Annotated in this window: 21 protein-coding genes; 3 read left to right on the top strand and 18 right to left on the bottom strand. The window is 44.4% G+C overall.

From position 1 onward, the window contains the following. Nucleotides 1-19 precede the first annotated feature (19 nt). Both BUC05_RS12875 and BUC05_RS12880 read left to right on the top strand, forming a co-directional pair. Nucleotides 20-2002, top strand: a complete 1983-nt coding sequence (locus BUC05_RS12875; protein ID WP_073304921.1) for a YjhG/YagF family D-xylonate dehydratase — start codon at nt 20-22, stop codon at nt 2000-2002. Between the two features lie 175 nt (nt 2003-2177). Further along, nucleotides 2178-3620 carry a GntP family permease gene (locus BUC05_RS12880; RefSeq protein ID WP_073304923.1) on the top strand — a complete coding sequence of 481 codons (1443 nt, stop codon included), beginning with the start codon at nt 2178-2180 and terminating at the stop codon, nt 3618-3620. A 153-nt stretch (nt 3621-3773) separates the two neighbouring features. Here the strand turns inward: BUC05_RS12880 and BUC05_RS12885 are convergent, their stop codons facing one another. Further along, nucleotides 3774-4169, bottom strand: coding sequence for a MerR family transcriptional regulator (locus BUC05_RS12885; RefSeq protein WP_035202064.1), 396 nt, complete (start codon nt 4167-4169; stop codon nt 3774-3776). A gap of 112 nt (nt 4170-4281) precedes the next feature. On the opposite strand from BUC05_RS12885, the gene BUC05_RS12890 reads away from it, so the two are divergent. Further along, nucleotides 4282-5046 carry an SDR family NAD(P)-dependent oxidoreductase gene (locus BUC05_RS12890; protein WP_073304926.1) on the top strand — a complete coding sequence of 255 codons (765 nt, stop codon included), beginning with the start codon at nt 4282-4284 and terminating at the stop codon, nt 5044-5046. Between the two features lie 221 nt (nt 5047-5267). On the opposite strand, the gene tkt is transcribed toward BUC05_RS12890, so the two are convergent. From tkt to BUC05_RS12975, 17 genes are all read right to left on the bottom strand, one after another. After that, on the bottom strand, nt 5268-7274 hold the full coding sequence (tkt, locus tag BUC05_RS12895; RefSeq protein ID WP_073304928.1) for a transketolase: 2007 nt from the start codon (nt 7272-7274) through the stop codon (nt 5268-5270). Between the two features lie 129 nt (nt 7275-7403). Continuing rightward, on the bottom strand, nt 7404-8756 hold the full coding sequence (locus tag BUC05_RS12900; RefSeq protein ID WP_011245958.1) for a PTS ascorbate transporter subunit IIC: 1353 nt from the start codon (nt 8754-8756) through the stop codon (nt 7404-7406). Between the two features lie 34 nt (nt 8757-8790). Beyond that, nucleotides 8791-9072, bottom strand: a complete 282-nt coding sequence (locus BUC05_RS12905; protein ID WP_011245957.1) for a PTS sugar transporter subunit IIB — start codon at nt 9070-9072, stop codon at nt 8791-8793. Beyond that, nucleotides 9072-11135 (bottom strand): BglG family transcription antiterminator, encoded by a 2064-nt coding sequence (locus tag BUC05_RS12910; RefSeq protein WP_244153306.1) that lies wholly within the window; start codon nt 11133-11135, stop codon nt 9072-9074. The genes BUC05_RS12905 and BUC05_RS12910 overlap by 1 nt, the downstream gene beginning before the upstream one ends. A gap of 729 nt (nt 11136-11864) precedes the next feature. Further along, a complete protein-coding gene (locus tag BUC05_RS12915; protein ID WP_073304930.1) occupies nt 11865-12470 on the bottom strand; it encodes an NDxxF motif lipoprotein in 606 nt (201 codons plus the stop codon). Between the two features lie 42 nt (nt 12471-12512). Then, nucleotides 12513-13889: a 23S rRNA (uracil(1939)-C(5))-methyltransferase RlmD gene (gene rlmD, locus BUC05_RS12920; RefSeq protein WP_073305154.1), complete on the bottom strand. Its 1377-nt coding sequence runs from the start codon at nt 13887-13889 to the stop codon at nt 12513-12515. Between the two features lie 74 nt (nt 13890-13963). Continuing rightward, nucleotides 13964-14422 (bottom strand): flavodoxin, encoded by a 459-nt coding sequence (locus BUC05_RS12925; RefSeq protein WP_011245953.1) that lies wholly within the window; start codon nt 14420-14422, stop codon nt 13964-13966. A gap of 177 nt (nt 14423-14599) precedes the next feature. Further along, a complete protein-coding gene (locus BUC05_RS12930; RefSeq protein WP_011245952.1) occupies nt 14600-15508 on the bottom strand; it encodes a diacylglycerol kinase in 909 nt (302 codons plus the stop codon). Nucleotides 15509-15716: 208 nt separating this feature from the next. Further along, entirely contained in the window at nt 15717-17147 is a 1431-nt protein-coding gene (gene gatB, locus BUC05_RS12935) for an Asp-tRNA(Asn)/Glu-tRNA(Gln) amidotransferase subunit GatB (protein WP_011245951.1), read from the bottom strand. 15 nt (nt 17148-17162) lie between these two features. Beyond that, the gene (gene gatA, locus BUC05_RS12940; RefSeq protein ID WP_011245950.1) at nt 17163-18614 is read right to left on the bottom strand and encodes an Asp-tRNA(Asn)/Glu-tRNA(Gln) amidotransferase subunit GatA; all 1452 of its coding nucleotides are present in this window, start codon (nt 18612-18614) and stop codon (nt 17163-17165) included. 27 nt (nt 18615-18641) lie between these two features. Beyond that, on the bottom strand, nt 18642-18929 hold the full coding sequence (gatC, locus tag BUC05_RS12945; RefSeq protein WP_011245949.1) for an Asp-tRNA(Asn)/Glu-tRNA(Gln) amidotransferase subunit GatC: 288 nt from the start codon (nt 18927-18929) through the stop codon (nt 18642-18644). A gap of 163 nt (nt 18930-19092) precedes the next feature. Further along, complete coding sequence (locus BUC05_RS12950) at nt 19093-19578, bottom strand: DinB family protein (RefSeq protein WP_011245948.1); 486 nt, start codon at nt 19576-19578, stop codon at nt 19093-19095. Nucleotides 19579-19613: 35 nt separating this feature from the next. Then, complete coding sequence (locus tag BUC05_RS12955) at nt 19614-20582, bottom strand: immunoglobulin-like domain-containing protein (protein ID WP_011245947.1); 969 nt, start codon at nt 20580-20582, stop codon at nt 19614-19616. Between the two features lie 174 nt (nt 20583-20756). Then, nucleotides 20757-21116, bottom strand: a complete 360-nt coding sequence (locus BUC05_RS12960) for a hypothetical protein (protein ID WP_035202070.1) — start codon at nt 21114-21116, stop codon at nt 20757-20759. 204 nt (nt 21117-21320) lie between these two features. Beyond that, complete coding sequence (locus BUC05_RS12965; RefSeq protein WP_011245945.1) at nt 21321-22274, bottom strand: ABC transporter permease; 954 nt, start codon at nt 22272-22274, stop codon at nt 21321-21323. A gap of 2 nt (nt 22275-22276) precedes the next feature. Continuing rightward, nucleotides 22277-23323, bottom strand: coding sequence for an ABC transporter permease (locus BUC05_RS12970; RefSeq protein ID WP_035202108.1), 1047 nt, complete (start codon nt 23321-23323; stop codon nt 22277-22279). Between the two features lies 1 nt (nt 23324). Next, nucleotides 23325-24863, bottom strand: a complete 1539-nt coding sequence (locus tag BUC05_RS12975; RefSeq protein ID WP_073304932.1) for an ABC transporter ATP-binding protein — start codon at nt 24861-24863, stop codon at nt 23325-23327. Nucleotides 24864-24916 lie beyond the last annotated feature (53 nt).

Below are 24916 nucleotides of genomic sequence, written 5' to 3' on the forward strand. Positions count from 1 at the left end.
CAATCATGGAGGAAAACATATGTCCTTGCATTTAATATTTGGCGATGAGGATGTCTCTCTTTACAACATTCAGACTCATGCAAAAGGAGCGGATGGCTCACTCCCCCTTACATCCGAGATGTTGTTAGATTCACCAAGTGGCGACCTTTTTGGACTATCTCAAAACGTTGGTATGGGATGGGCGCCTTCCCGTCTCCTTGGAAAACAAATTTTAATCCTAGGCACTCAAGGTGGAATCCGGCATGAAAATGGCGCTCCGATTGCCTTAGGCTATCATACTGGCCACTGGGAAATAGGCCTGCTCATGAAGGAAGCAGCGGAAGAAATCCGCAGACAAGGAGGCGTCCCTTTTGCCGGATTCGTTAGTGACCCATGTGATGGCCGTTCCCAAGGAACAACTGGCATGTTTGATTCCCTGCCGTTTCGAAACGACGCAGCGATTGTTTATCGAAGGCTAATTCGCTCGTTGCCAACGCGCCGTGCCGTTATTGGCGTAGCGACATGCGATAAAGGCCTTCCGGCAATGATGGTTGCTTTAGCGTCCATGCATGACTTGCCAACTATTATTGTTCCAGGAGGTGTCACGCTTCCGCCTACAAACGGTGAAGACGCAGGCAAAATTCAAACGATTGGAGCACGATACGCCAATAACGAAATCAGCTTACAAGAAGCTGCCGATCTCGGGTGCCGTGCTTGTGCGACACCGGGAGGAGGATGCCAATTCCTTGGAACAGCTGGCACCTCTCAAGTCGTTGCCGAAGCGATGGGTATCGCGTTGCCTCACTCGGCACTGGCGCCATCTGGCCAGCCGATCTGGATGGAGATGGCTAGACAATCAGCCCGTGCAGCATTAGAGATGGAGAAAAAAGGACTATCAACTAAAGACATTATGACGGATAAAGCGATCGAAAATGCGATGGTGGTTCACGCGGCTTTTGGCGGTTCAACCAATTTACTCCTTCATATCCCAGCCATTGCCCACGCCGCTAATTGCAAGATACCTACTGTCGAGGACTGGACAAGAATCAATAAGAAAATCCCTCGCCTCGTTGATGTCCTGCCAAATGGGCCTGTTGGCCACACGACTGTTAAGGTATTCCTCGCAGGTGGTGTTCCTGAGGTTATGCTGCATTTAAGAAAATTAGGCGTACTGCATGAAGATGTACAAACTGTGACTGGAGAAACGCTTGGTGCAAACCTTGATTGGTGGGAAAAATCCGAAAGACGCGCTCTAATGAAAAAACAGTTGCTCGAAACAGACGGAATTGATCCAGACGATATTATCATGGACCCAATCAAAGCAAAAGAAAGAGGCCTAACTTCTACGGTTACATTCCCGAAAGGAAATATTGCGCCTGAAGGATCTGTCATTAAATCGACTTCTATTGACCCTTCCGTGGTAGGAGAAGACGGAATTTATAGACATACCGGGAAAGCGAAAGTCTTTACTTCAGAAAAGTCTGCTATAAAGGCGATTAAACATGGAAGCATTGAAGCAGGGGACATCATGGTTGTGATGGGCGGCGGCCCTTCCGGAACGGGGATGGAAGAAACCTACCAACTAACATCGGCATTAAAACATTTGTCTTATGGAAAACATGTTTCCTTGATTACAGATGCCCGTTTTTCAGGTGTTTCTACTGGCGCATGCATTGGACATATCGGACCCGAGGCATTGGCAGGCGGACCAATTGGAAAATTACGCGATGGAGATGTGATTGAAATCATCGTTGACCGCAATGAGTTAGTAGGTTCTGTCAATTTCATTGGAACGGAAAATGAGCGGCTTTCTTTGGCCGATGCAAGTCAAGTACTGAAAGAACGCTCCCTCCATCCAGACCTTCAACCGAATCCAGATCTGCCAGACGACACTCGTTTATGGGCTGCGCTCCAATCCGTAAGTGGAGGAACTTGGCGAGGAAATATTTACGATACAGATCGAATCATTAAAGTTCTAAAAGCTGGAGTAAAAGCGTTAGAGGAAGAACAATTAAACGTCTAAATGGCACACAGGTTAAAACGTGCGTAAAATTTCCCCCATTGTGCTTCATAAATGGGGGATTTATTGAAAGCGTTTTCCGAATATGGGCGTTTTTCAATGAACGGCGCTTTCGGATAGTAGACAATCCAAGTATGTTGAAAGCACACGAATACTTATTCATTTTTGGAGGTTTAGGATGCCATTATTTATCGTAGCAGCTGGAATTGTCTTGTTACTCATTTTGATTACTGGATTCAAGTTAAATACATTTGTTTCATTAATTATTGTCGCTTTTATCGTAGCGTTGGCACTAGGCATGCCTTTAGAAAATGTAGTGTCCTCCATTGAAGGGGGATTAGGAGGTACACTTGGCCATATCGCGTTAATATTTGGGCTCGGTGCTATGCTTGGCAGGTTAATTGCGGACGCAGGGGGTGCCCAGCGTATCGCCATGACGTTAATTAACAAATTTGGACAAAAGAGAATTCAGTGGGCTGTTGTTGTTGCTTCGTTCATTGTCGGCATTGCCCTATTTTTTGAGGTCGGCTTAGTATTATTAATCCCGATTGTATTTTCGATTGCAAAAGAACTAAGGATTTCTATTTTATACTTAGGCATTCCTATGGCGGCCGCTTTATTAGCAACTCATAGTTTCTTACCGCCGCATCCAGGACCAACCGTAATAGCTGGCGAATATGGGGCAGATCTTGGAGTGGTTTTACTCTATGGAATTATGATTGCCATACCAACTGTCATTATCGCTGGCCCTCTCTTTACTAAGGTTGCTAAAAAAATTGCACCGGATGCATTCAACAAAACAGGCAATATAGACTCGTTAGGAGAACAAAAAACATTCAAACTCGAACAAACGCCTGGATTTGGTATTAGTGTCTTAACTGCGATGTTCCCTGTTTTATTAATGGCTATTTCTACAATCGTCGATCTCGTCCAGAACTCAGTAGGGTTTGAGGATAATACGATCATAGAAATCATTCGCCTTGTCGGAAACCCTTCGTCTGCCATGTTACTATCTTTATTGCTTGCATTTTATACAATGGGGATAGCAAGAAAGATCCCAATCAAACAAGTGATGGATTCATGTGCATCATCAATTGCAGCGATTGGAATGATGCTTTTAATTATTGGAGGTGGAGGCGCCTTTAAGCAAGTGCTCATTGATGGCGGTGTCGGAGATTATGTAGCCGAACTATTTAAAGAAACGTCCATGTCCCCTCTTTTATTTGCTTGGCTCGTTGCGGCAATCTTGCGTATATCTTTAGGTTCAGCCACCGTTGCCGCTATATCTACAGCGGGATTGGTTGTGCCAATGCTAGCCCAATACGATGTCAATTTAGCCTTGGTCACTCTTGCAACTGGAGCAGGCAGCTCGATTTGCTCCCATGTGAATGATGCTGGATTTTGGATGATCAAAGAATACTTTGGGTTAAGCATGAAAGAAACATTTTCAACATGGACGATCCTATCGACAATTACTTCTGTCGTTGGATTAGGGTTTATTTTATTATTCGATGCATCCTTCATCATCGCAGGAATAGCCATCGTTCTTATTAGTGTGGTAGCCATATACTTCAGCACCATTACCCCTATAAAAGATAAAAGAAAAGCGTTAGGGGCATAGAGTCGTAGACTCGTGCTCCCTCTTTTCTTTTGATGAAGCTTGCCTTCTACTTCTGTTTTCGACGCCTCATCCTGCTACCGCCTGCCGGTTCACAGTCCAGTAAACGATTACGAGAGAAGCATGCACACCTTCCTATCAAGGACATAGTGTGGCTCATTCTTGTTTTTCGAGCAAGCCGTACTTTTTTTCGGCCTCCTCTGGATTTTCGTAAACGGCGATTTTCGAATCAATAAGCGCCAGATTTTTCTTCAGTGCTTCCATCTGCTTTACGACTTGTTGACGATGGTCGGCGAGCATTGTTTTTCGTTCTTCGATCGTCTGCAAGCCCTCCGTGCACCAATCCGCGTACTGCTTGATGTCTTTGATCTTCATTCCCGTATCCTTTAAGCAGCATACCATAGCGACCCAATTGAGATCCGTGTCCGTGAATACCCGGTTGCCGGATTTATCCCTTCCGATAAAAGGCATTAAACCTTCTTTGTCATAGAAGCGCAGGGTGTGAGCGGACAGGCCAAACTTGCTCGCGACCTCGTTAATGGAGTAATTCAATTTTTTTATTTCACCTCTTGACTTAGAGTTAACTCGAAGTACTACACTCACTATAGACCACTGCTAACGACAGATCAAGTGGTCTCATAACAATCAGAAGGAGAATGAGACTATGATTTCAACGCAAAAGATTGCACTCGTAACGGGAGGCAGCCGAGGGCTTGGCCGAAATGCCGCTATCGCCCTTTCCCGTAAAGGGATTGACGTGATTATCACGTATCATACTCGCAAGGACGAGGCGGACAAAGTTGTTCAAGAAATAGAAAACAGTGGTCGAAAAGCGGCAGCGATCCAGTTAGATACTGGCAACGTATCCTCATTGGACGCGTTTGTTTCCCGGATGTCCGCAGTTCTGCACGAAAGATGGAATCGGGATCAGATCGACATTTTGGTCAACAATGCGGGCTACGGCATTCACGCTTCCGTTGCGGAAACGACGGAAGCACAATTCGACAACATCATGAACGTGCAGTTCAAGGGCGTTTTTTTCCTGTCACAAAAACTGTTCCCTTACATCGTAGACAATGGGAGAGTTGTCAATATTTCAACGGGGCTGACCCGTTTTGTCATTGAAGGGTTTGGCGCTTATGCAGCAATGAAAGGCGCGATCGAGGTCTTAACCAAGTATATGGCTAAAGAATGGGGAAAGCGAGGCATTCGCGTCAACGTGGTTGCCCCTGGAGCGATCGCGACCGATTTTGGCGGAGGAGCGGTAAGGGACAATCCGCAGATGAATGAACATGTTGCCTCTAATACAGCGCTAGGTAGGGTTGGAGAAGCCGATGATATCGGTGGGGTTATCGCTTCCTTGTGCACAGAGGAGTTCGGCTGGGTGAATGGGACTCGCCTCGAAGTATCTGGCGGGCAGATGCTTTAATTGAACAAGGCCCAAGAGCTGCGAAAGCGCTCCGTAACACCTATTTCAACGATGCTCGTTCGATTGCCTTTTTGCATAGGTTCCACATACTTGCTTTAGAATCAAAAGGATGGTCTGTAATGATGATAGACTGTCAACACAAATTTCTCGCTTCTCTCAAAAAGAAAAAGGTAACCGCGTTATCGAGGTTACCTTTTTCTTACTTATGAATCAAATCGGAATCATCGAACGTTTGCTAGTAGCTGTTTAAAGTTGTCAACTACATTTTCGACGGTAAAGCCAAATTTTGCAATTACTTCCTCACCAGGGCCGGATTCGCCAAAGGAATCAATGCTCATAACGGCACCATTGGTACTTGCATATTCTCTCCATCCTAGTTTCGAACCCATTTCAATTGTTAGGCGGGTTTGAAGATTGCTTGGCAATACGCCTTCTTTATACTTTTGCGATTGTTTTTCAAATAAATCCCAGGATGGCATGCTGACTACATTTACATAAATGCCTTCTTTGGCCAATTCCTTTTGGGCATTGATCGCCAAGGACACTTCAGAACCAGCAGCAACCAAAATCCCTACAGGTGCCCCTTCTGCTTTGGAAATCACATAAGCACCGCGTCTTACACCTTCTTCCGCCAAGGTATCGGAATCCTTTAATGTAGGGACATTTTGTCTTCCTAACACAAGCATTGTTGGACGGTCTGTTTGCTCAACAGCTACTTTCCATGCAGCTTTTGTTTCATTCGCATCCGCAGGACGAATTACTGTTAAACCAGGCATTGCTCGAAAAGAAGCTAACTGTTCAACCGGTTCATGGGTAGGTCCGTCTTGTCCAACGGCAACGGAATCATGTGTAAACACATAAGTTACCGGGAGTCCCATTAAAGCAGCCAATCGAATAGCAGGGCGCAAATAATCGGAGAATACGAAGAAGGTACTTACAAAGGGACGAAGGGAATGCAGTGCCAAACCGTTTGCAATGGCGCCCATCGCAAATTCTCTAACACCAAAACGGATATTCCGTCCCCCATAGCTATCATTACCGAAATCGATCTCCTCTTTCAATCTTGTTTTTGTAGATGAATCTAAGTCGGCAGAGCCACCAACAAATTCAGGTATACGTTTGACAAACGCGTTCAAGACTTCACTTCCTGCTACACGAGTAGCCAATGAACTTCCTTCTTCATAAGAGGAGAGATGTTGATCCCAGTTTTCAGGAAGTTGGCCTTCCATGATTCGCTTTAATTCCTTCGCAAGTTCCGGATAGTGCGCTTCATATTGACTGAACAATTGATTCCATTCTTGTTCTTTTTGTTTTCCGCGTTCGCGAATCGTTGCGTAATCAGCATAAACTTCTTCAGGAACATAAAACGCTTCTTCATAATTCCAATTGTAAAACTTCTTCGTTTTAGCAACTTCCTCTTTCCCCATTGGGTCACTGTGGGCATTATTGGTTCCTTGCAAGGAAGACCCATAACCGATCACCGTTTTAATTTCAATAATTGTTGGACGGGTTTCATCGGCTTTTGCTTCTTCAATAGCCTTTGCAATCGCATCTACATCATTTCCATCTTCAACCTTCATGTATTGCCAATTCATAGATTCAAAACGTTGTTGAATATTTTCAGAGAAAGCCAGTTCAAGTCCGCCATCAAGGCAAATATCATTGGAATCATATAAAACGATTAAACGTCCAAGTTTTAAGTGTCCGGCGAGAGATGCTGCTTCATAGGATACACCTTCCATTAAATCTCCATCACCGCAAATGGTATACGTATAGTGATCCACAACGGGAAATCCTTCCCGATTATAGGAGGCTGCCAAATGTCTCTCAGCCATTGCTAAGCCAACACTGGCGGGAATTCCTTGGCCGAGGGGGCCCGTGGTTGCTTCAACCCCTGGAGTGACCCCATATTCCGGGTGGCCTGGAGTTTTGCTCCCAAGACGTCGGAAGTTTTTCAAATCTTCTATCGTAACGTCAAATCCTGTCAAATGCAGCAAAGAATATATTAAAGTAGAACCATGCCCTGCTGAAAGGACAAAACGGTCACGATTAAACCAGTTTGGATTTTCAGGGTTCACGTTTAAAAAATGTTTCCATAAGCTATAAGCCATCGGGGCTGCCCCCATCGGCATACCCGGATGTCCATGCTGTGCTTTTTCAACGGCATCGAGGGTTAAGGTCCGAATTGTATTAATTGAGAGTTGAGATACATTAATTGTTTTAGTCATTTTTTACCTCCATGTTTTTCTTTTTGAAAATCTGATAGGGATAACTTGGTTTTTAATAATAGAAAGGCCTCTGCCGCCGTTGCATTTGCTTTATCTCCTCCTACCCATTTTTGGTCCAAAATTTAGGTTTTATTTTGCTTCATTTTCTGTTGAAGAAGCTTTTTTACCAAATGGAACCAGCATTAGAGCAACAATTATGACTAGGCCGATCACGATTGCAATGGAGCCAAAGTAGTTAGCCAACGTTCCGAAGAAGATACCAGATACGCCAAAGTCTGTGTCAGAGAAGGTTGTGCTTGCAAAGCCAAGATCTCCTAGTACCGGCATTAAGAATACAGGCAAGAATGAAATAATGACACCATTTACAAAGGAACCAACAACCGCCCCTTTAACACCACCGGTTGCATTCCCTAATACCCCAGCTGCCGCACCAGTGAAAAAGTGTGGAACAACACCAGGCAAGATAATGATTCCACCTGTAAAGGTCATAACAACCATACTTACAATCCCGCCGACAAAGCTTGAGAAGAAACCAATTAATACAGCATTTGGCGCATAGGTATAAATGATTGGCACATCCAACGCCGGTTTTGCATTTGGTACAAGCTTTGTGGAAATACCTTTAAAAGCAGGAACAATTTCTGCAAGAATTAGACGGACACCAGCCAAGATGACAAAGACGCCTGCCGCAAAGTTACCGGCTTGAGTAAGAGCATAGACAATGAAGTTTGTTCCGTCACTTAATTCTGTTTCGATAAAGGGTTGTCCAGCGAACAAAGCCACAATGACATACATAACAGCCATTGTTAACGCGATACTTACAGTACTGTCCCGCAAGAACCCTAAACCTTTCGGAAAATGGATTTTTTCCGTTGAAGTAGGATTTTTGCCTCCGACAGCTTTTCCAACTAAACCACTAACTGCGTAGCCTACCGCACTAAAATGGCCAAGAGCAACCTGATCGTTTCCGGTTAATTTCCGGACAAATGGTTGCACAATTGCCGGGGACAATGTCATGATAATACCTAATGCTACAGAACCAGCAGCAATTAATCCGACTGAGTCAAACCCTGCAACCGCCATGATAATTGCAAGCATACAGGCCATGTATAACGTGTGGTGGCCAGTTAAAAAAATATATTTATATTTCGTAAACCTTGCTAGAATGATATTGACAATCATACCAAAGAACATGATAAGCGCTGTTGTTGTACCGTATTCTGAAAGCGCGAGGCCTACAATGGCTTCATTGTTTGGCACAACACCTGATACGTTAAACGCTTTTTCAAACAATGTTCCAAAAGGAATCAATGCTGTTTGTAAAACACCTGCTCCTGCAGAAAGAACGAGGAATCCGATAAAGGTTTTTGTTGTCCCTTTCACAACATCTGCCGTTCCTTTCTTTTGCAGCAACAATCCAACGAGTGAGATTAAAGCAACCACGATGGCAGGCACACTAAGAATGTCTATTAATGTTTGCATAGGATAAACCTCCCAATCAGCTCATATGAAATTTTTAGAGCAATCCATTTTCTTGTAATACTTGTTTCACTTTGTCCCTCAATTCTTCCATGTCAATGATGCTTTCCAAAACAACGACATTCCCTAAATGGGAACCGCCTTCTGCAATATCCTTTGCAAGGAAGAATACATCCGCATCACCAGGAGTTGCTGAACTTAGGTCAGAATGGTTTACTTCCACTTCCGTTACGCCTAACTCTTCTAAAATTTGTTTAATATTCATTTCAACCATAAAGCTTGTACCTAAACCCGACCCACAAACTGTTAAAATTTTCATCATTTACTCTCTCCTTCATTGTTAATATTTACTATTTCTTCAACCGTTTTTGCTTGTTTCAATTCTTTGAGCTTATCATTGTCAGCCAGTATTTTTGTTAGTTGTGACAATGCTTTTAAATGGGTTTCATTGTCAACTGCGGCTATACAGATAAAAATATCAATTTTATGTTGTTCTTGATCTAAAAGGAGCACCGGCGTTTTGGTTCTTAAGAACGACATTCCGACTTGGTTGACCCCGGCTTGTGGTCTTGCATGGGGAATGGCAATCCCTTTTCCGATATGGATATAGGCCCCTAATTCTTCAACATTGTTAATCATGGCATCCACATAACTGTCTTCAATTTTACCAGTGTCTGACAATGGCTTCGCGGCTAAGCGGATAGCTTCTTTCCAGTCCAACCTTTCATCTGTGAAGCTAATCATATCCTTTGTCAATAATTCTGAAAGCATTGGCGAATATCTCCCTTTCTTAAAACCCTCAAAATAAAGTACATGAACAAGTTCTGAAAATAATCTTTCTTCATCTCGAATATCTGCATATTTCCTGATGACTTCAATAATTTGATCGACAGAGATATTCCGGTAATTCAAACTTGGGAATTCTTTCGCAATTTCTTGAATCAAATAATTTTTTTCGACCTGTGAGAGCAACGGTTTTACTAAATAAACCGGTTTCGTAGATGGAACCCTCACTGTTGAAAAGATAAGATCATAACTGGACTTAGGAATCTCTGTCATCTGATCAATACTATGAACATTTAGGAAATGAATATTAGGAAACATTTCCTTTAACTGCGCTTTTAGCATCAATGAAGAACTAACGCCATTGGAACAAACGATTAACCCATTGACAGTGGAATGGTTTCTTTTATCTTTTTCAAGATAACCGCCAAAGTGCAATGTGAAATAGCCAATTTCCTCTTCGCTGATCACTTGCCCAGTCCACATCGATAGCGGTGCAAGAGCGATTTTCACAAACTCAAAAAGTTCCGGATACTCTTCCTTTATCCTGTTTATTAATGGATTGACTAAAGGAATTTTAAAGGAAATTCTAAAGAATGCAGGAACGAGATGATCATAAAGACTTTTTTTCAATGTTTCTCTATTCTCTAGCGGAAGCAATGTCACCCGTTCAAATTCTTCGATAATTCGTTCTGCCAACTGTTCCAATAAAGCGTTTTCATATTTTGATTCTTGCATTGATATTAACAGCATAAGGCTGACAAAATACTGCTCGCTAACAGCTTCTTTACCAAAGAAAGTTTCGGCCATTTCCTTTCCCGCTAGAAAGGCATTTTGCCTTTCGATAATATGCTCTTGATATTCCGGAAAATTTAAGTTCGCGTATTTTTTTCTTGCTCGCAGGTAAGTCAGAAATGGAAGAATCTCATTTTTCCTGCTTTTGACTAACATGATGGAATGTTTTTTGACGACCTCGGCAAAAACGCTCTCCGTTTCTTCAATAAAATCGTCATAGCCCCAATCATTAAGCGGCAAATGGATTAGTTCATTTCCAAAAGGTGAATCTAACAATATATTCACCGCGTATAAGGCCAAGCGTCTTTTATCAAATTCATCACCGATTAAATAATATCCATCTTTTCTGGAATAGATCATGCTCAAATTCCATTCTTCACAAATCTCTCTCGTTCTTTTTACATCTTCAAGCGCCGTGTTCTTGCTTACCCCTAAAAATGTCTGATAGTGAAAATTAGAAATAGGCTCCTTGCGAATGAACGTATAAAGGTAAAGTAGATAAACCCGATCTTCCTTGGAAATGGTGACTAAGGCTGGATTAATTTCATATAATTCCCCAGATTCAACCGCTTGGATTAAGTTTTCCTCCAAAATAAACGTATTGTTTTTCAATTGAATTGGAGGCAGATGCAAGTTTTTTAACGCATAATTCAGTTTGTCAAAATCATAACCAAATTGTCGTTCCGATACTTGCATCATTCTTAAAACTTCTGGTTTGGTTACTTGTCTGTGCTGGGTAATTGTTTTTAGCAATGTGTAGGATCTTTCATCTAGCACTTTACGTCCCCCATTTCTTGTTTTCATTATAGACCGCCTTTGAAAGCGATACAATTTGATTCAAACCCAATCTTTGTTGCCCATTTTTAAAAACGTTGTACTCAATTGCGCCGGATACGAGTCCTTTCTTTATTGTAAGCCTCTATCAAACACCGCTTATCATGCCGAAGCACCCCCTAGTATGATCAATGTATCAACCAAAAGAGGTGCTTTCTTTCGTAGGGCCTCCCATCCAATCAAGCCCAAATTTGTATGTAAACGCAACCTCGAGGCTCCAAGTAGTCGAATGCTTTTTCTTCAAAGGCACCTGTTAGTAACGAACGAAAAGGTCTGTAGAGAATCGGCCATTGCGTATCCGCACACGTAAAGTGAGCGTGCTACCTGGGATGTCAGTTGGCGGGGCCAGGAGCCTTGGCGATACTCTTCGCGCCTGTCCCCTCCCGTGAATTTCCTAAAAACAATTGCTGCAAAAGTTCTCCTTGTATTTTTAGGAAACGAATTTCACATAAGTATACGAGCCTAACTATCGATCACCTACCGACTAACAAAACCCTACCTATATTCAATGATTGTCTAGTTGTATTGATATTATGCATATTCCTTTCCCTTACACTGTGCCTCTTTTACTGTACAAAAAAGCCCGTCGACCATCTCGGCAAAAACCGAGTATTGTCGCCAGGCTGGAGCGGTCCCCCTTTAAGATAAAGGGGCGCTTTTTGAATATTATGCGGTTCCATAGATTATCGTTTTTATTTCTTATTCTTCTCGTCCAAAAGCGTTTGTATGAATGTTTTTCTCATCAAGGAATTCTTCTATTTTTTTCTGTTCTTTTCCATTCACTACATCACTTTGATCGATTAATGATTCAAAATCGATTTCCGAAAAATTTCCTTCACTAATGTCGTCAATTAGATGATTGAGCGCATCATTTAATTCATAAAGGTATTGATTGGACGCTGTCATGTACTGACTAATTCTTTCAGCCTCTTCTTGATACCCTTCAGGCAACGTATTATTTAAAATATAATTAGAGAAATTCTCATCGTTTTCTTTTATGAGCTCATTGATTTCGTTAAATGCAGCCAAATCACGTTTGGTTAATTGTTCACCTGCATCAATTATCTCCTCGAATGGACCGCTTGCATGATATAAATCTTCGCTGCTGTCTAAATACGTTTTTATGCTTTGCTTGATTTCTTCTTCGTCAATGAAGTCATTGTTTTTTTCAGAAGTGAAAATCGTACTCGGTATTTCTACGTCGCCTGTGCTAGGTGTGTCATCCTCAGTAGCATCGATAGTTTCTTCTTGCGAACATGCAGCCAACACAAAAATGATGAAGAAGCTAATAACGATTCTTTTCATTTATTTCTCCCTCCACTTTTTCTCTTCATCCTTAATTTCTTGTTACGAATTTATAACCAATCTCGCTACAGCTTCTACGTGTGTCGTCTGCGGAAACATATCAACAGGCGTCACTTCTTCCGTCTTGTAGCCGCCATCTTCGAGAATGCGCAAATCACGGGCCAATGTCCCTGGGTTGCAGGATACATACACAATGCGTTTTGGCTTCATTTCAATCATTGTCCGCAGCAATGCTTCGTCGCAGCCTTTTCGCGGTGGGTCGACGACAATGACGTCGGCGTCGATGCCTTGGTCATGCCAGTGAGGAATGACTTCTTCCGCTTCGCCGACGGCAAATGTGGCATTGGTGATCTGGTTGAGTTTGGCGTTGCGCTTGGCGTCTTTAATTGCTTCGGGGACAATTTCGACTCCGTAAACATGGCGCGCTTTTTTGGCTAAAAACAGCGAAATCGTGCCAATGCCGCAGTACGCATCAATAACGGTTTCGTTTCCTGTTAAGTCAGCGTATTCAAGCGCTTTGCTATACAGGCGGTTCGTCTGTTCAGGGTTGACTTGGTAAAAAGACCGGGCTGAAATCGCAAAGCGAATACTGTTTATTTCATCATACAAATAGTGCTCGCCCCAGAGCACGTCTGTTTGCTGGCCGAAAATGACATTTGTCCGTTTGTTGTTAATGTTTTGGACGATGGAGACGACGCCTGGCACATGCTTTCGAATGCCGGAAATGAACGCTTCTTTGTGAGGCAGCTTCTTCTCTTTTGTGACGAGTACTACCATGACTTGCCCAGTCGTTTTTCCGTAACGGGCAACAATATGGCGCAACACGCCTTGATGGCTTTGTTCCTGGTAGGCAGGAATGCGCAGCTCTTTGGCAAGCTGTTTGACTGTCTGCACGACAATGTCGTTTTCTTTATGTTGGATGATGCATTGATCCATATCAACGATGGAGTGGCTCCGTTTCGCATAAAAACCGGCAACGAGATCGCCTTTTTGGAAAGCGACTGGCACTTGCGATTTGTTGCGGTAGCGCCATGGATCGTCCATGCCGATGACAGGGGGGACAGGTACGTCGGGGAGCTTGGCAACTCGGCCCATAACATCTTTTACTTGTTTTTGCTTATAAGCCAGTTGGGCGTTGTAATCCATATGTTGGATTTGGCAACCTCCACATTTATAGAAGATCGGGCACGGCGGCTCAACGCGATGCTCGCTTTTTGTTTGGACTTGTAGCAAGCGTCCATAGCCATAGCCCGCTTTTGTTTTCACCACTTTAATGTCGACTGTTTCGCCAGGTAGTGCCTGAGGGATAAAGAGGGCGTAGCCGTTTACTTTCGCTACGCCTGCTCCTTCATGGGTCAAATCTTCTATTGTAACGGTGAGCGTTTCGTTTTTTTGTACAGGGGGTGCTTGTTTTTTCATCATTAAAATACGTCCTTTGCAAACATTCCTTTTCCTCGCCCCATTGTACCATGAAGTTTGCTAGGGACAAAGCGCTAAACCATTTGGCGTTGCTTGAGTGCGGTGAGAAATGTGTTTGCAAATGAACGACATGCTGCTCGTTCTTCATCTGTATTCGGATCAAATTCCATTTCAAGCCCTTTGGCGGTGACGGTGGCGCCACCATTTCGCAAAATCGATTCAAATGTATGAACGGCTTCACAAAAAGCAGGGTAAACGCGGTCCCCTGAACCGAAAACAGCGGCAATGACGCCTGTTAAATCTAGTTCAGCTAACTCTTCGGCAAAATCTTCGGCTTCATAAGGCAAGTCGCCGTCTCCCCATGTATAACTACCGATCAAAGCTCCGTCGTAATTCAATAGTTCCGAAGCGTTATAACCGTCCATTTCCTCCATGTCGACTTCAACGCCGTCTGTTGCTAGTTCTGATTTGATCAGCTCAGCCATATCTTCGGTGTTCCCAGACATGCTGGCAAATACAATCAACACGCGCATGGAATCTCTCTCCTTTCCCGTTCCTTACATTTATAATAAATGATATTGATAATCATTTTCAATGAAAAAACAGGGAACATTCTCGAAAAAACAAGTTAATTTGTTTTTCCGCGAGGGAGCCTCCTTAAAAAAAGGATACAAAAACGCAGCTTCTAAAAGAAAGAAGCTGCGTTTTCACTAGTTTCGTTTGCGGTCTTTTGGCATAAGCATCTGGAAATGGTGGTACAAATTTTCAAATTCGGCCGGCAAGACGCCGCCTCGTTCGCCGTCGAGGTTCAGCTTCATTTCATCGTCTCTCATGACCGATACTTTAATGCGCTTCGCTTTTACGTACATTAATTTGGGGTGGTTAATATGCTCGCCCCGGAGTGCAAGCGATGCCAAATGGACAAACTCAGGAAACGATGTCTTTTTGACAATGATAAAATCAAACAACCCATCTTGAATGGAAGCGGCTGGGCATAATTTTTCAAAACCGCCGACGGAGTTTGTATTGGCGATCAAAAACATCATGATTTCGTCTTCAAACTGTTTGCCATCATATTCGACATGGACAAAAGTCGGCTTGACTTGTGGCAATTTTTCCAGCCCTTTAATGTAATAAGCGAGCTGGCCAACGATTGTCTTTAGCTTTGCCGGAACTTCATATGTCAACTCGGTTAACGTGCCTGCGGCAGCGATATTGGTAAAATACTTCTGGTTCATGCGGCCAATGTCAATCGGCTCAAAGTGGCCTTCACACAAAACGTCGCATGCTTTTTCAATATCTCGGGAAATGCCGAGCGCCCGGGCGAAATCATTGGTCGTCCCTGCTGGGATAATGCCGAGCATTGGGCGTTTCTCCAGCCCCGCTAGTCCGTTAACGACTTCAAAAATCGTCCCATCTCCACCTGCAGCAATGACGAGATCAAAGCCCCGTTCTCCTGCTTGGCGGGCAGCCCGTATCGCACATCCTTCCTCTGGAGTCGTCGCGTGTGCTGACGTTTCGTAACCTGCCTTTTCTAGACGTTCTAATATGTAAGCTAAATTCTTTCTTAGTTGCTCACGGCCGGAACTTGGATTATAAATCAATCGTGCCCGTTTCATAACAATCCCTACTTTACTTTTTTGCAATCATGTCATTCTTCTATTGTACTAAAAACAATAGCGAGAATGGGCGTAAGATCTACTCAATTTTGTGAAAAATAACGGCAAGCAACACTTTTTATCTTTTCCCGTTTCTTGCGCTAGTAAACGCTGAGTCCATAAAAAAGCAAGAGAACGGCTTTTGTTCAGCTGTTCTCTTGCATGTTCCTTAGCGCTTGTCCATTTCTTCAAGCAAGAGTTTGTTAACCAATTGCGGATTGGCTTTTCCTTTTGTCGCTTTCATCATTTGGCCGACAAGGAAGCCAAGAGCACGATCTTTTCCATTTTTGTAGTCTTCAATCGATTGTGCATTGGCATCAAGCACTTCGGCAACGATTTTGCGTAATTCGCCTTCATCGGAAATTTGCACGAGCCCTTTGTCTTTTACAATTTGTTCAGGGTCGCCGCCATTTTCGATCAACTCTTTAAACACTTTTTTAGCGATTTTTGAAGAAATGGTTCCCGATGTAATCAGCTTAATCATGCCGGCAAGACCTGCTGGCGTAAGGGCTGATTCTTGCAGCTCTTTTTGCTCAGCATTCAAGTAGGCAAGCACTTCACCCATCAGCCAGTTGGAAGCAAGTTTGGCGTCAGCGCCTTCGCGAATCGTTTCCTCAAAGAAATCGGACATTTCTTTTGTGAGCGTAAGCACATGAGCATCATAAGCAGGCAAGCCGAGTTCGCTTACATAGCGATCTTTGCGGGCATCTGGAAGTTCAGGAATTTCCGACCGGACGCGCTCTTTCCAATTGTCATCTATGTAGAGATTCACAAGATCCGGTTCAGGGAAATAGCGATAGTCGTCCGAGCCTTCTTTGACACGCATTAAAATCGTTTTATTGCCAGCTTCATCATAACGGCGCGTTTCTTGTTCGATCACACCGCCTGAAAGAAGCACTTGTTCTTGGCGTTTTTCTTCGTACTCTAGCCCTTTGCGGACAAAGTTAAACGAGTTCAAGTTTTTCAGCTCTGTTTTTGTGCCGAATGCTTCTTGACCGATTGGGCGCAATGAAATATTGGCATCGCACCGTAAAGAGCCTTCTTCCATTTTACAGTCGGATACGCCTGTATATTGAATAATCGCTTTTAGTTTTTCTAAATACGCATAGGCCTCTTCAGGCGTACGGATATCCGGCTCAGAGACAATTTCCACTAGCGGCGTGCCTTGGCGGTTATAATCGACTAGCGAATGCCCGTCTGTGCCATGTGTCAGCTTACCGGCATCTTCTTCTAAATGAAGGCGCGTAATGCCAATGCGCTTCTTCTTGCCGCCGACTTCAATTTCAATCCAGCCATGTTCGCCAATTGGCTTGTCAAATTGCGAAATTTGATACGCCTTTGGATTATCTGGATAAAAGTAATTTTTGCGGTCAAATTTCGTGTCAGTCGCAATTTGGCAATTGAGGGCCATCGCTGCTTTCATCGCAAAATCAACCGCACGCTTGTTTAATACTGGCAATACGCCAGGATAGCCAAGATCAATGACACTTGTGTTTGTATTCGGTTCAGCACCAAAATGGTTGGGGCTAGACGAAAAGATTTTTGAGTCTGTCTTCAGTTCCACGTGCACTTCAAGTCCAATAATCGTTTCAAAATTCATTTCCAAGTCCCCCCTTTACAATGAAGGTTTCTCTTTAGAGAAGTTTGTTGCTTTTTCATAGACATCGGCAACACGGTAAATCGTTGCTTCGTCAAAGTGCTTGCCAATGATTTGCAAGCCGAGCGGCAAGCCGTCTTTGAAACCGCACGGAAGCGAAAGCGCTGGCACACCAGCAAGGTTGACTGGTATCGTTAAAATATCATTGGCGTACATCGTTAATGGGTCATCGGTTTTGGCGCCAATTTTAAACGCTGGTGTCGGCGTTGTTGGGCCAATAATTACGTCATAATTAGTAAAGACATCATCAAAGTCTTTTTTAATCAATGTGCGGACTTGCTGGGCTTTTTTATAGTAGGCGTCATAATAACCTGAGCTAAGGGCAAACGTCCCGAGCATGATCCGCCGTTTCACTTCATCACCGAAACCTTCAGCCCGTGTATTCTTGTACATATCAAGCAAGTTGTCGGCATTGTCAGTGCGGTAGCCATAACGAACGCCATCAAAGCGGGCTAAGTTAGCAGACGCTTCGGAAGACGCAATGACATAATAAGCTGCTAGCGCGTATTTCGAGTATGGCAGGGAAACTTCTTCCCAAACGGCGCCTTCTTTTTCCAACACGTTCAGCGCATCGAACACGGCTTTGCGCATTTCTTCTGATACGCCATCGCCAATATACTCAGACGGCACGCCAATGCGAAGCCCTTTTATTTCGCCTGTAAGTGACTCTCTGTATGGCGGAACCGGCAAGTCAGCAGATGTCGAATCAGCTGGGCAGTGGCCAGCAATCGCCTCAAGCAAATAGGCATTATCCTCGACCGTACGCGTAATCGGCCCAATTTGATCAAGGGAAGAGGCAAAAGCAACAAGGCCATAACGGGACACCCGTCCATATGTAGGTTTTAAGCCGACAACGCCGCAATAAGCAGCTGGTTGGCGAATCGAGCCGCCTGTATCAGATCCTAACGCAAACGGGACTTCCCCTGCTGCTACTGCTGCAGCAGAACCACCACTTGAACCGCCTGGCACATAGTCGGTGTTCCACGGGTTTGTCGTTACTTGAAATGCCGAGTTTTCATTCGAAGAGCCCATTGCAAACTCGTCCATGTTGATTTTTCCTATTGTGACCGTTTCTGCTCCACGAAGCTTCGTTACAACCGTTGCGTCATAAATGGGATCGAAGTTTTCTAAAATTTTGCTTGAGCACGTTGTCCGCAAGCCTTTCGTGACAATATTGTCTTTAATGCCAATCGGCATGCCAAACAACACGCCTTTTTCACTCGCGTCTACTTCGTCAAGCTTCTTGGCGAGGTCGCGCGCCCGTTCTTCGTCAAGCGTTAAAAACGCCTTTACTTTTGAATCAACGTCAGCGATGCGTTTGTAAGAGACATCGACAAGGTCAGAGACGTTGATTTCTTTTGCAGCAAGCAACTCATGCAGTTTTGTTAACGAATGATCAAATAATGACATGCTTGTCCTCCTGTCTATGCTTCAATCTTAAAATACCGACGGAACCCGGATTTGGCCATCTTCATGGTCCGGTGCATTTTTCAGCACTTCTTTTACTTCGAGCCCTTTTTCCGGTTTATCTTCACGTAGGACATTATGCATTTGCAACACATGTGTCGTAGGCACGACGCCTTCTGTATCGACTTCATTCAGTTGTTCTGCAGCAGTAATGATGTCTTCAAGTTGGTTGCGGAATGTTTCAGCCTCTTCTTCCGTAATGGCAAGCCGGGCCAAATGGGCTACATGTTTCACTTGTTCTTTCGAAATTCTTGACATTTTGACACCTCCAAAACGGACTTGTTGACAATATGATTAATGATACCAAATTGCTGCAACGCAAGCAACTTAGGCGGTATGACGGATAGGTCTGTATGAAAAGGCTCCAGTTAAATGGGCATATGTGAACATAAGTCTTTCATACCTATGCCCTTATTCCGACTCACTCCGCTTGACTTGCGGCCAACTTCCGGCCAATGACATTTGCTGAAATTGGTTCCTTGCCAATCTCTCTCGCCCAAACAGACAATTGTCCAATATGATGGATTTCATGGGCAATGATATGGCGCATGACGATGCCCCACGTGTCATCGTACACCTTGCCATTTTCCCCCTTTTCAACATAACGGTTTTCTTCCATTTTCTCATCCCAGCGGTCTACAAACGCCTTTACTTCCACATGGTATGCTTGGTCAAGCGCGCGCACTTTCGCTAAACTTTTAAAGGAATCAAAGTCTTCCTCTGGGTTGGGCTTTCCTTGCAAGTCGCGAATCCAACTCCATTCCACATCGACAATATGGAACAACGTTCTTAAAATGCTGCCCACCCCTCCTGTCCGCTCAGCAAGCAGCTCTTTGTCGCTAAGTTGTTCACACCACTCATACCACTCTTGACGAACTTGCCAATTGTATTCAAAAAACCGTTTCATTGTGTTCACCCCTGAATCTTATGTCTTGCCGTGCTTTATTTTATCTCAAACTGTGCGGCAAGCGTGAAACTAGCATCGATCCCGTGTGCCCATACTTCTTTTACCGCTCTGTACTTGCCTGAGCTAAGTCCCCCAATCTCAATGTCGTCACGGTGCTCCCCACCGATTGGCAATTCGACGCCAATTTCAATAAAAGCCATTTCGAGCGGCACCGTTCGCCACTCTTGGCCGACTTGTTTTTCAATCGTATAATCGACACCTAAAGATAATGGGACAGGGCCTTCATTATGCAAAACAAGCGTTGCCGGTGAATCACTAGCTTGATAAACGCTTTCGGTAAATGCCAGTGTCGCATTCGCTTCAGGAATCGGGACATAGATATAAGACAGTTTGGTATCTTCTACTTCGCCATCAGCATTTAACATTTCAACGCTCAATAAATAGGCTGCATTCTCTTTTTCAGGCAGCGTGTTCTCATAGATTTCGGTTCCGCTCGACTTTACCTTGTCTACATAAATGATGTCTTCATCAATTAAGGCGCTTTTCGCAATTCCATCCCGTTCCGTCAACTGAATGCGGACATCACGCTCTACCGGTTCTCCGTCCATTGTATGGCCAAAAAAGATAATTTCAAGTTTGCTGCCAGCTTGTTGGGTTCCTGTAGTAAGGCCATATCCTCTTATTGGGCTATTTTCTTCTTGTGAAAACCAAACGCCAGTTGGCAAATCATATTCCGTTTGCTGCCAAACCTCCTCTTTAATGTCAAATAAATCGGTAAAAGTAGCATCTACAGCAAGCGTATCGGTTAAACCATCGCCGATTTTAGACGGCAATTCGCCATGCCCTTTTGCCCAAGTTGCTTCATCATCAAGATGAGACTGTTGATCGGAATTAGACGGTGAGTCTGCTCCCTGTATACTCGCTGTGTCTTGTCCGCAACTAGCAAGTGTGACTGCCACACTTGTCGATATAGCGACAAGCACAATGTTTCGAAAACGGTTCATGCCCGTTCACGCTCCTTTATTCTATTATACATATAAATGAGAAAAAGAGGGGGCCCTGCAAGTCACGATTGGGTGGCGTGAAAAGAAGAATGGAAAGGTAGCAAAGGAAAAAGGGAAAAACTCGTAAAGGGGTAAGAGGAAAACGTTCAAGAGGCATAAAGGAGTAAAAGCCGCTTACTTTGTCCGCTCTTTAATAGCGTCAGCAATAGCAGTTAATGCTGCGGCTGTTTTCATTTGGCTGTCTTCGACTTTAGAAAGGCGGGCATTTGTTTCCAACTGGGCAGTCTCTAAGTTGCCAATGCGTCGATTCATTACGACATGCTCTTCTTTCATTTCATCAAAACGTTTGTCCACTTTCAAAAAACGGGTTTCCATATTGCTTTTCATATCATCAAAGCGTTTGTCCATTTCTGAAAAGCGACTCTCCACTTGGTCAAAACGGGTTTCCATGTCATTTTTCATGTCAATCATCACTTTTCTCATCTCTGTGACTAGGGAAAACAACTGGTCAAAATCACGGTCATTTGTCGTCATTTTGTGATTACACCTCCCATTTTTCATCATTATAACCGAGGAAAGCATAAAAAAGAAAGGCTTACTTCCGCGTTTTTGCCATTTGCCAAAAACACATTTCCACCCGAAAAAAGTTGCACAAAAAACAAGGCAAACCACGGGCTTGCCTTGTTCAGTTTGTAGCCAACTGCTCACAACGAACAAACGCTTTCTATCATGTATTTTTTAGCGCGATCCTTTTATATAAGGCTTGCCTAACGCTTTTGGACCTTCTGCCCGGCCAACAAAACCGGCAAGGGCTAAAATCGTCAGCACGTAAGGGGCAATTAGCAAAAATACAGGCGGCACATCAGAAAGAAACGGCAGCTGCTGGCCGACTACACCAAGTGCTTGGGCAAGTCCAAAGAACAACGTGGCGCCAATGACGCCAAGAGGGTGCCATTTGCCAAAGATTAACGCCGCCAGTGCCATAAATCCTTGGCCTGTGATCGTGGTTGCGGAAAAGTTGCCGCTAAACGTCGCTGCAAAAACAGCGCCGCCAAGGCCGGCAAACACGCCTGACAACATCACGCCGATATAGCGCATCTTGACTACTCGTATACCCATTGTATCCGCGGCCTGTGGATGTTCGCCGACAGAGCGGAGACGCAAGCCAAACGGCCGATAATAAATGACATAATAGACGAGAAAAGCAAGTCCAAACGCAAGAAAGGATGTTGCATACACATTTGAAAAAAACAACGGCCCGATGACAGGAATGTCGCTTAAACCTGGAATGTTAAAACGGTAAAAGCGGTTTTCAATATAAGCGGTTTGCCCACTGCCATAAAGCAAATTGATAATATAGACCGAAAGGCCAACTGCAAGAAAGTTTAAGGCAACCCCACTTACGACTTGGTCGGCTTGGAAATGGATCGAGGCGACTGCATGAAACAACGAAAACAACGCGCCGACCACAGCGGCGACAAGCAACCCAATCCAAACAGATAGAGCGCCTCCCCCTGCCGCCTCAAGAGTGAGCGTTGTGACGATGACAGAAAATGCCCCCATCACCATCAACCCTTCTAAGCCAATGTTGACGACGCCTGAACGTTCACTAAACAGGCCGCCTAGAGCAGCAAGCATTAAAGGGGCAGCCGAATAAATCGTCGTTGAAACAATTAGGGCGAGCACATCCATCGTTACTTATCCCCCTTTTTCCGCTTCAGAAGCATGAGACGAACAACATAGCTTGAAGCGACAAAGAAAATAATCAGTGCAATGACAATGCTAATCAGTTCTGTCGGCACATCGGTTTGCTGGTTCATTGTCAATGCGCCTGTTTTCAAGCCTCCGAATAAAAAGGCAGACAAGAACACGCCAAGCGCTGTATTGGCACCTAGTAGTGCAACGGCAATGCCTTCAAAACCAACGCCTGTAAAGCCTGAAAGAATGCTCATGTATCCAAAAGTTCCTAAGCCTTCTGCCGCTCCTGCCAGTCCGGCAAATGCGCCAGAAATGGCCATCGAAAGAATGATATTGCGGCTAACATTCATCCCTGCATAAGTGGAAGCATTTGCATTTAAACCAACTGCGCGAAGCTCATAGCCCGCTGTCGTTTTCCATAAAAAGAACCACATAAACAAGCACGCGGCTACTGCGATTAAAAAGCCATAATGCAACCGTGAATATTCCGTAAGAGACTGAAAGAATGGCGAAGCCAATGAGGCAGAAGGATAAATGCTTTCTGTCCGCTCGCCAGGTATAAGCAAGTAAGTGCGAATAATCGCATTAGCGGTATACAATGCAATATAGTTCATCATAATGCTGACAATGACTTCATGGACATGAAGCTTTGCTTTTAAGATGCCTGGAACAAGTGCCCACAGCGCCCCAGCTACCGCCGCAGCAGCAATAGAAAGTGGGAGGTGGATGGCCATCGGCGCTTCAAAAGCGGCTCCCACGTAAACGGAGGCAAGCCAACCGACAATCAGTTGCCCTTCTACGCCAATGTTAAACAGCCCTGTCCGGTAAGCAAACGCAACAGCGAGCCCCCCTAGGATAAGCGGCGTCATCGTCCGGATCATTTCGCCAAAATAATAGCTGCTGCCAAAAATACCTGCTACCAACGCCCCATAAGCTTCAATCGGATTATGGCCCGTGATGATCATCACAATGGCGCCGACAAGCAGTCCGAGCAGGATGGCAAAAAGGGGAATGGCAATATGCATAGCTTTTCCGGCCAGCAATTTATTCAAGTTCACTTGCTTCCACTCCTTTTTCACGGCTGCCTCCAGCCATTAACAGGCCGAGCTCCTTTTCATTTGTTTGGTCGGCTTCCACAATATCGACAATTTGGCCTTTGTGGATCACGGCAATCTGGTCGCTCACGCTAAGAATCTCATCAAGTTCAAGGGACATGAGCAACACTGCTCTGCCTTTGTCACGTTCTTTCACAAGACGTTCATGGATCGTTTCAATCGCACCGACATCCAGACCTCTTGTTGGCTGTGCCGCAATCAACAGGTCTGGAGAACGGTCTACTTCACGGGCAATAATCGCTTTTTGTTGGTTGCCCCCAGACAAGGCTCTTGCCGCCGTTTCAACAGAAGGCGTCCGTACATCGTAGTCTGCGACTAATTCTTTTGCTTTTGCCTTGATGGCTTCCGCGTTCAGCAGACCATTTCGCGAGTATGGCGCTTGGTAATACGTCTGCAGCACCATGTTTTCTTGGACGCTGAAGTCAAGGACAAGGCCAAGTTTATGGCGGTCTTCAGGAATATGACCGACGCCCGCTTCCGTTACTTTGCGTGGGCTGAGATCAGCAACGTTTTGTCCGTTTAACCGAATTTCTCCTTTTTCTACCGGAAGCAAACCGGCAATCGCTGCGATTAACTCCGATTGGCCGTTCCCTTCAATGCCAGCAAGGCCGACAATCTCGCCTGCGCGAATTGTTAAATCAAGCTGTTGGACCATTTCCACGCCACGGCCGTCTTTGACATAAAGATTTTTTACTTCAAGTACAGTATCTTTTGGCACAGCCGGCGTTTTTTGTACATGGAAATTGACTTCACGGCCAACCATCATTTCTGCTAGCTCGGCTGTTGTCGCGCTTGCCACTTCGACGGTGCCAATCCCGCGGCCGCGTCGAATGACGGTACAAACGTCGCAAATTTGTTTGATTTCTTTTAGCTTATGTGTAATTAAAATGATGGATTTGCCTTCTTCAGTCAGCTTTTTCATAATATCCATCAATTCTTTGATTTCTTGGGGCGTCAGCACGGCCGTCGGTTCGTCAAAAATGAGGATGTCCGCGCCACGATACAGCGTTTTTAAAATTTCAATCCGTTGCTGCATGCCGACTGAAATATCTTTGACCAATGCATCAGGATCGACGGCAAGGCCATACTGGGCAGACAGGGCTGCAATTTCCTTGCTCGCTTTTTTCTTATTGATGCGGCCGCCTTTTGTCGGTTCCATGCCGAGAATGATATTTTCCGTAACCGTAAACGAATCAACGAGCATAAAGTGCTGATGGACCATGCCAATTCCAAGTTTGCCAGCAACATTTGGGCTTGTGATCGCTACTTTTTCGCCCCGGACTTTGATTTCTCCTTGCTCTGGCTGGTAAAGGCCAAACAAAATGTTCATTAGTGTCGACTTTCCAGCGCCATTTTCCCCTAAAAGGGCATGGATTTCCCCTTTTTTCAAGCGAAGATTGACGTTATCATTCGCTACAATGCCTGGGAATTCTTTGCGGATGCCGTTCATCTCAATGACATATTCCATAGGATCAAACGCTCCTTTAATGAACTAAAAAGAAAGGCTAGTTTTTCACACTA

Origin of the sequence: Shouchella rhizosphaerae, assembly GCF_900142675.1 — a bacterium.
In the GTDB taxonomy this organism is placed as follows: domain Bacteria; phylum Bacillota; class Bacilli; order Bacillales; family Bacillaceae_D; genus Shouchella; species Shouchella rhizosphaerae.